Here is a 7,466-nt window from a genome sequence, read left to right as displayed (position 1 = left end):
GGGTTCCAGCGCGGGATCTCGGTCACCGTGTAGGCGACGAGGTCGGTGATCAGCCGCAGCGACGGGCCGGGCGGGAAGACGTACGTCCCGCGCGACAGGTACTCCTTGATGATGTCGTTCTGCGTCGTGCCGGTCAGCTCGGCCGGCTGCGCGCCCTGCTCCTCCGCGGCCACCTGGTAGAGCGCCAGCAGCCACATCGCCGTCGCGTTGATGGTCATGGACGTGTTCATCTTGCCCAGCGGGATCTGGTCGAACAGCGCCCTCATGTCACCCAGGTGCGCGATCGGGACGCCGACCTTGCCGACCTCGCCCCGCGCCAGCACGTGGTCGGGGTCGTACCCGGTCTGGGTGGGCAGGTCGAAGGCCACCGAGAGGCCCGTCTGCCCCTTGGCGAGATTGCGCCGATAGAGCGCGTTGCTCTCGGCCGGGCTCGAATGGCCCGCGTAGGTCCGGATGATCCACGGCCGATCCCGCTCTGGCCGAGCCGTCTCCGTCATCGCCGTCTCCTCGCGCTCCGTGCGGGGGGTGCCCGGAACCGGCAGGTCGGGAATGACGGCGCCAGGCGGCACAAGGCAGGGCAGCACAGGCTTGGCCGTCACCGACGCCGGGCCGGGACAGAGATCGTTCGCCGCCAGCCCGAAGGCTGCCGGCGACCGGAGCAGAGTAACGGCCCGAGCCACCCGCGCGCCCCGGATGTGACCTGGCCTACGGGGAGGTCACATCCGGGGCCCGCGCCGGTGCCGAACCGGCCTGCGGGAGATGAACCGGGCGATGAGATCCAGTCCGGTTGGCTCAGGAGGCGCAGATACCCGGGCTCAGGACCGTCATCAGCTCGGCCGGAATCGAATTGCAGGCACCGGGCCCGAGGGCGACCAGGGTCCACGGGGCGCTGCCGACGCGCTTCCACACATGCGGGTCGGGCGCCTCCGTATCCGGCACGCCCTTGATCTCGGTCTGGGCGACGGCCCAGAACTGGTCATGTGCGGTGTCTGCGCCCTCGATCGCGCCGTAGAACAGGGTGTCCTTGACGATGGTGACGTCGTCCATGGTCGGGATGGTGCTGCCGGGGGTCTTCTGGCGCACCTTCCAGGCGGCGAGCCACTGCAGCGGCAGGCGCACACTCTGCCGCTCGGCAGACGACAGCGTCACCTTGTGCGGCCTGCCCTCGACTCGGCTGGCTGCCCAGCTCACCGCCGGGACCTCCGGGCTGAGGATCGAATCGTCGGGTTGTTCGGTCACGGTGGTGACAGTGGCCGGCGCCTCGTCGGAAGCCCAGGCCAGGCCTAGAACAACCCCGAGCAGGATCGCGACCACGAACGAGCCCGCGACGAGAAGAGGTCGCTTCCGCTCGGTCCACGTCGCGGCGCCGGATCCGGCCACGCGACCACTGGCTGAGTCCACCCCTGCGGGCACCTCCACGTCCAGCATGTCTGCGTCTGCCCTCCACCATGCCATGCCTCGGCCTGATTATCGGGAAAGCATGCCCTATCGCGACTCGACATCCTCCGACGGGCGGCCGTCAGTCACGCACCGTCTCACAACAGATCATTCCGGTGACGTACCTCGCGAGCCAGCCGGAACAAGCGGTTCATGCACACTGCGCACCCGCAGCAGCTGCCCGAGGCGGTCGGCTGCCAGCAGCGGCCACAGCGCCGCGGGTACGTCCAGCAGGACCAGCGAACGCCCGATCGAACGCGCCCGCCGGGCACCGCCCAGCAGCACCCCGACACCGGCATTGTCCGTGAGCTCCAGGCCGCCGACATCCACATGCAGCGGCCCACACCCCGCGTCGATCGCCGCGTGCAGCTGGATCCGCAGCTCGCCGACGGATCGGACGTCCACCGTCCCGGTGAGCCGCACCGTCTGGTGCGTGTCCACCTGGTGTTGGTCCACCTGGTGCGGGTCCACCTGGTGTTGGTCCACCTGGTGCGGGTCCGCTCGGTGTGGGTCGAGGTCGGGACGATCGGCTGCCGCCACCGCCCGTACGGCGCCTGGAGGCACCACCGCCTGACCTGCCGACAGCACGTCCACCGAGGCCTCCGATCCCATGCACCGGCTGCCCGAGACGTCTGTCGGGGCCCGCCGTTGGGCACCTTGACACGCGCTCGAGGTGCCCGCACGAACCGGACATCCGACCACGGAAGTGGACCACTCGGAGCCCACTCGAACTGATGATCCCACCAACACGGCCGGGATGTTCGGTTCCGCCCCCGCGACAGCCTGATCAGGGACGAAGTTCTCTCCGGCAGACCCGCGACGGTGCGACGATGGACCCGGCGGCAGCGACCCGGCGCCCTGCGCGGGATCGTCCAACGGCACGTCGCGCGTCCAGGAGGCGACCGTGGAGACCACCGCGCTCGGTTTTCTCTACGGGCCGACCCTGGTACTGCTCACCATCGGCGTGCTGGTCTTCATCTGCCGGCTGACATCGGGTCCGGCCCCTCGCGGCCGGGCCGGCAGCCCCCGGAACGGGAGCGCCCGGCCCAGGAGCCCACGAGACGGCACATCCAGGCACAGCAGATCCCGGCGCCGCGGGCCGCGGCGTGGGCATCCCCGCAACCGTGGCTCGGGGGCGGGCCGGGCCTGGCCCGGCGCCCGGCAGCCGCAGGACTTCGGCCTGCTCGTGCCGATCGCCACCGGGCCGAAGGAGCGGGCGGCGCAGGTGCGGGCCCTGCTCGGTGCCGGTGGGGTCCGCGCCACCCTCGGCCCAGCCGGGACGGCCCGGGCCCGGCACGGCCGCCCCGTCGAGCTCGCCCACGTGCTCGTCTTCGCCGACGACGTCCCGCACGCGTTGCGGGCCCTGCGACGGGCCGACCTCAGGTAGCCCGCCGCCGCCACTGCTTCCGAGCAAGAAGCGAGGATTTCGGCTGCTGCAACAACCGAAATCCTCACCTCTTGCGGATTGCCAAGCGACTCCGCGCCTCGTTTGCACCTATTGGCACGAATTGCGCTGACGCTGTGCGGCGGCGCGAGATCCCCGGTGGGGTCGCCGTGCGGCGGGTGGGCACGGTGGCACGGACCGCCAGGCGTCAGGCGGCCACAACCGAGGGCGGCTCGCGGCGTACCTGGGCGCCCAGCGCGGTGAGGCTTTCGACGAAGTTCGCGTAGCCCCGGTCGATGTGGTGCACGTCGCGGACCTCCGTGGTGCCCTCGGCGACCAGCCCGGCCAGCACCAGCGCCGCGCCGGCCCGGACGTCCGATGCCAGCACGGAGTCGCCCACCAGGCGGGAGGTGGGCCGGACCACCACATGATGGCCGTCTGTGCGCAGGTCCGCGCCGAGCTTGTGCAGCTCGCGGCAGAACACGAACCTGCTGTCGAAGACGTTCTCCGTGATCAGAGACGTGCCCTCGCTGATCGCCTCCAACGCGATCACCTGGGGCAGCAGATCGGTCGGGAAGCCCGGATACGGCAGTGTGACGACATCGATCGACTTCGGCCGCCCCTGCGCGCTGACCCGGAAACCGTCCGCGTGCAGCTCCACCAGGGCACCGGCGTCGCAGAGCTTCTCCAGCACGATCCCCAGATGATCGGCGCGGCCATGGTGGATCATCACGTCGCCGGCGGTCATCAGCGCGCCGATCGCCCAGGTGCCCGCCACGATCCTGTCCGGCACCGTGCGGTGCGACACCGGGCTCAGCGTGTCGACACCGTCGACGACCAGCGTGGACGTGCCGACCCCGCCGATCCGCGCGCCCATCTCCACCAGCAGCGCGCAAAGGTCCGCGATCTCGGGCTCCTGCGCGGCGTTGTCGATCACCGTGGTGCCCTTGGCCAGCACGCCGGCCATCAGCAGGTTCTCGGTCGCGCCGACGCTGGGGAAGTCCAGCCAGATCGACGCCCCCTGCAGGCGCCCGGACGAACGGGCCACCAGCGCCCCCGCCTCGACGTCCACGACCGCGCCCAGCTTCGCCAGGCCGTTCATGTGGATGTCGAGCGCACGCGAGCCGATCGCGTCACCCCCGGCAGCGCCACCCGGGCCTCGCCGCGGCGGGCCACCAGCGGCCCCAGCACGGCGACCGACGCACGGATCCGGCGGACCAGCTCCGCCGGTGCGGTGGACTCCACCATCTCGGGCACGTCGATGACGACCCGCCCCGCATCCCGGTCACGTGACGTGCTGGCACCGAGACCGCACAGGACGTCCGCCATCACCGACACGTCGAGGATGTCCGGCACGGCCTCCAACGTGGTGCGGCCGGGCGCGAGCAGGCTCGCCGCCATCAGCTTGAGCACCGAGTTCTTCGCACCCGGAACGGCGACCTCGCCGACCAGCCTGGTCCCGCCTGTCACGACGAAGCGTTCCACGGGCTCCGATGCTAGGTGCTGCGCGGGGGATCTTCAGACCAACCCCGGGGATTGGCCGCTGTGGACCACGATCGGACCCCCGGTCCGGCCTCCGCTGACACCTCTTCTCCCGCGCCGTCCAACGCACCACTCTCCACACCAAGGAGACGAACGCCGTCATGGTGGCGCAGGACAGGCTCCTGCCGACCCGCCAGCGCGTCCGTGACCCGCACGGCGAACGCGGGCGTCGACCGCCGCACGACCTCCTCCACCGTGAGCCACTCGACCGCCGTGGCCTCCTCGGTCTCCGCCAGTGCCTCCGTCTCCGCCAGTGCCTCGGTGTGCCCCTCTCGGCAGAGAAAGACCAGCGCGACCACGCCCAGCGGCAGGTTCAAGTAGATCCCGGTGAGCCGCTCCGGCTCGACCGACATTCCGGTCTCCTCACGAACCTCACGGCGAAGTGCCTGGTGAAAGGTCTCGCCGCGTTCGAGCACCCCACCCGGAATCTGCCAGGCCCCGTTGTCCCGCCGCCGAATGCAGACCACACGACCGTCACCCCGACGGATCACCGCGGCTACGCTGACAGAATGCATGCCAAAAAGTTACCAATAGAACTTGAACAACCTTGACATCAGCGGCGCTCGTCGCGCGTCTCGCCTCCCTGCCCCGCGAAACAGACGCATCGTACGGCCTCCAGGCTCGCGCCCTGTTGCAGGAACCGGGTGCAACCGACGACGCTCTCTCTGAGGTCCTCACCGACATGTCACAGCCCGAACAGGTCAGATTCAATGCCTTCTACTGCTTGCAAGCACGCGCCTGGCGACGGCGGGACCATCGGACACACCGGGCGAACGTAGACCTGTACCAGTCCGAGTTCGGCACGCACCCGATGTTCTATTTCATGCAGGCGGAGTACTACTCCTCCCTCGACAGCGAACCAGCAAACCGACATGCCGCGTTGACCTTCGCGCTCGAGGCGGTCCGTCGTCTCTCCGCGATCCCGGGAGTGCTGCATCTCGCGGCCTCAATCATCGCCGACCACCACGAGGCGGACGCCGATGCCGACCCGCAGCTTCTGTTGGAGGGCGAAAGGCTGATTCGGCAGGCGATCGCCCTAAGCCACGGCACCTACCCGCGTTATCACGCCACACACGCGCGCATAGCCACACTCCGGGGTGCCTACGGCTCGGCCCGGGCCAGCATCGCGCGGGCAATCGAGGACGAGGACAGCTCAGGCGCCGAGTACGCGCTTCGCATCGGCGACTACCAGCTGATTCGGGCTCGCATCCAGCACGCACAGCAGGCCGAGGTGCTCCGGGTCGGCCAGGACGAGGCATCGTCCGAGCTGCGACGTATCCGCGCGCAGATTCTGGAGATCATGGGACTGCTGGCAGCGGTGATCGCTTTCATCACCACCGCGGCCAACATCGCTGCCGGGCAGCCACCCGGACCTGCGGCGGGTCTGCTGACCACCGCCGGGGGCATGACCCTGCTTGTGTTCTGGGGCTTCCATGTTCTCGTCGTCGACAGCGGCGGACGCCGACGCCTGTTGCCCCTGGCCCTCGGGGCGATACTCCTCGGCGTCGGACTCGTATTGGCGGGAAGGTAACGGCAGATGCGCACCACGGTGGCCAAGAGCTGGTCGTTCAAGGCTCACAACGAGGACACCTGCGGATCGCGCGCGGACGGCGCCTGGGTCATCGACGGCGCCTCGGCGCTGGAGCCCGGGCCGCTGCTCGACGGGCTGCCCGGGCCCGCCTGGGTGAGCACACTGGCCGGGGCCTATCTCAGCGAGGTCGACTGGGACGGGCAGGCACTGCGGGACGTCCTGGTAGATCTCATCGAGCACCTGATCGAGCGGGGTCGGCGAGCCGGGCTGGTCGACGCGGGCACTGCCCGCTCGTCCGGATTCCCCACCGCCGCGATCTCACTGGTCCGCCAGCGCGGCGCCCTGCTGGATGTCTGCCTGCTCGGCGACGCCCCCGTCGTGCTCAACAGTTTCGCCACCCCCGCCATCCCCGCCACCACCGCGAGCACCGCCAGCTCTGACGTCTCTGACGTCTCTGACGGGCCCGGCGGTCAGCCAACGGTCCTCACGGATCCGCAGTACGACGATGTCGAGCGCGAGCTGCTCGGCCGGGTCCGGGCGAGTCTCGACCGGGGCGACGATCCGGCCACAGCCTATGGACGACTCCACGAGACCCTGCTGGACCACCGCAGACGCCGCAACACCGACGCGGGCTCGTGGATCCTCGGCGACGTCCCGGCCGCCGCCTCGCACGCCCGCTGCCTGAGCGTGCCGCTGACCGGCGACGCGGAGGTTCTGCTCTGCTCGGACGGGTTCGGCCGTCTGGTCGAGCCGTTCGGGCTGGTGGACGGCTACGGCACCCTGCTGGCCGCGGTCCGTGACGGAGCCGCCGGCGAACTGGTGGAGCGGCTGCGCGCGGCGGAGGCGGCGGACCCCGACCGCGTCCACCATCCGAGATTCGGCGCCAGCGACGACGCGAGCGTCGTGCACGCCATCCTCGACCCGATTCTCGACCCGGGCGCCGCGGACGGGTCGCGGTCGCGGTCGCGCCGCCTGTAACCGCGGGCATCCGCGCAGGCTCCCCCATACAGTGACGGCATGGCGGTGCACCTGACCCGGATCTACACCCGGACCGGCGACGACGGGACGACGGCGCTGGGCGACATGTCGCGAGTGCCGAAGACGTCGGTACGGCTGGCGGCCTACGCGGACGTCGACGAGACGAACGCGGCGATCGGGGCGGCGCTCGCCCTCGGGGATCTCGGCGCTCTCGGGGAACTCGGCGCCGAGGTGCGCGAGACGCTCGCCCAGGTGCAGAACGACCTGTTCGACGTGGGCGCGGACCTGTGCTCCCCGGTGGTCGCGGACCCGAAGTACCCACCGCTGCGGATCACCGACACGTACGTCGACCGGTTGGAGGAGGCCTGCGACCGGTACAACGAGACGCTGGCGAAGCTGAACTCGTTCATCCTGCCGGGGGGCACTCCCGCCGCGTCGCTTCTCCACGTGGCACGCACCGTGGCCCGTCGGGCCGAACGGTCCTGCTGGGCACTGCTCGAGGCGGAGCCGGACAGCACGAACCCGCTGCCCGCCCGTTACCTGAACCGCCTGTCGGACCTGCTGTTCATCCTGTCGCGGGTCGCGAACCCCGAC

Annotated in this window: 8 protein-coding genes and 1 pseudogene; 4 read left to right on the top strand and 5 right to left on the bottom strand. The window is 70.4% G+C overall.

Annotation, left to right across the window (positions count from 1 at the left end):
• From FREUN1FDRAFT_RS37200 to FREUN1FDRAFT_RS37190, 3 genes are all read right to left on the bottom strand, one after another.
• Positions 1-497: methylmalonyl-CoA mutase family protein (locus FREUN1FDRAFT_RS37200; protein ID WP_006545594.1), on the bottom strand; the 497-nt coding region annotated here is incomplete at its 3' end.
• A 295-nt stretch (positions 498-792) separates the two neighbouring features.
• Positions 793-1,428, bottom strand: coding sequence for a hypothetical protein (locus FREUN1FDRAFT_RS37195; RefSeq protein ID WP_006545593.1), 636 nt, complete (start codon positions 1,426-1,428; stop codon positions 793-795).
• 117 nt (positions 1,429-1,545) lie between these two features.
• Positions 1,546-2,049, bottom strand: a complete 504-nt coding sequence (locus tag FREUN1FDRAFT_RS37190; protein WP_083828951.1) for an STAS domain-containing protein — start codon at positions 2,047-2,049, stop codon at positions 1,546-1,548.
• Between the two features lie 292 nt (positions 2,050-2,341).
• Here FREUN1FDRAFT_RS37190 and FREUN1FDRAFT_RS37185 point away from each other — a divergent pair, with 292 nt between their 5' ends.
• Positions 2,342-2,824, top strand: coding sequence for a hypothetical protein (locus FREUN1FDRAFT_RS37185; RefSeq protein WP_006545591.1), 483 nt, complete (start codon positions 2,342-2,344; stop codon positions 2,822-2,824).
• Positions 2,825-3,029: 205 nt separating this feature from the next.
• On the opposite strand, the pseudogene murA reads toward FREUN1FDRAFT_RS37185, so the two are convergent.
• Both murA and FREUN1FDRAFT_RS42620 read right to left on the bottom strand, forming a co-directional pair.
• Positions 3,030-4,306 (bottom strand): annotated as a pseudogene (gene murA, locus FREUN1FDRAFT_RS37180) (UDP-N-acetylglucosamine 1-carboxyvinyltransferase).
• A gap of 11 nt (positions 4,307-4,317) precedes the next feature.
• Complete coding sequence (locus FREUN1FDRAFT_RS42620) at positions 4,318-4,878, bottom strand: NUDIX domain-containing protein (RefSeq protein WP_083828950.1); 561 nt, start codon at positions 4,876-4,878, stop codon at positions 4,318-4,320.
• A gap of 32 nt (positions 4,879-4,910) precedes the next feature.
• On the opposite strand from FREUN1FDRAFT_RS42620, the gene FREUN1FDRAFT_RS37170 reads away from it, so the two are divergent.
• From FREUN1FDRAFT_RS37170 to FREUN1FDRAFT_RS37160, 3 genes are all read left to right on the top strand, one after another.
• Positions 4,911-5,894 carry a hypothetical protein gene (locus FREUN1FDRAFT_RS37170; protein WP_006545587.1) on the top strand — a complete coding sequence of 328 codons (984 nt, stop codon included), beginning with the start codon at positions 4,911-4,913 and terminating at the stop codon, positions 5,892-5,894.
• A 6-nt stretch (positions 5,895-5,900) separates the two neighbouring features.
• A complete protein-coding gene (locus tag FREUN1FDRAFT_RS37165; RefSeq protein WP_006545586.1) occupies positions 5,901-6,872 on the top strand; it encodes a hypothetical protein in 972 nt (323 codons plus the stop codon).
• Positions 6,873-6,911: 39 nt separating this feature from the next.
• Positions 6,912-7,466, top strand: a 555-nt coding sequence (locus FREUN1FDRAFT_RS37160) for a cob(I)yrinic acid a,c-diamide adenosyltransferase (RefSeq protein ID WP_006545585.1), incomplete at its 3' end; no start/stop codon positions are given.

This window comes from Parafrankia sp. EUN1f (assembly GCF_000177675.1).
Lineage (GTDB): Bacteria > Actinomycetota > Actinomycetes > Frankiales > Frankiaceae > Parafrankia.
Note: the sequence above shows the minus strand (reverse complement) of the source record. Positions and strands in the feature narration are given on the sequence as shown.

Excerpts from the sequence above, each read along its gene's own strand:
- FREUN1FDRAFT_RS42620 (WP_083828950.1), bottom strand. The coding sequence starts at position 4,878 with ATGCATTCTGTCAGCGTAGCCGCGGTGATCCGTCGGGGTGACGGTCGT.
- FREUN1FDRAFT_RS37190 (WP_083828951.1), bottom strand. The coding sequence starts at position 2,049 with ATGGGATCGGAGGCCTCGGTGGACGTGCTGTCGGCAGGTCAGGCGGTG.
- FREUN1FDRAFT_RS37195 (WP_006545593.1), bottom strand. The coding sequence starts at position 1,428 with ATGCTGGACGTGGAGGTGCCCGCAGGGGTGGACTCAGCCAGTGGTCGC.
- FREUN1FDRAFT_RS37165 (WP_006545586.1), top strand. The coding sequence starts at position 5,901 with ATGCGCACCACGGTGGCCAAGAGCTGGTCGTTCAAGGCTCACAACGAG.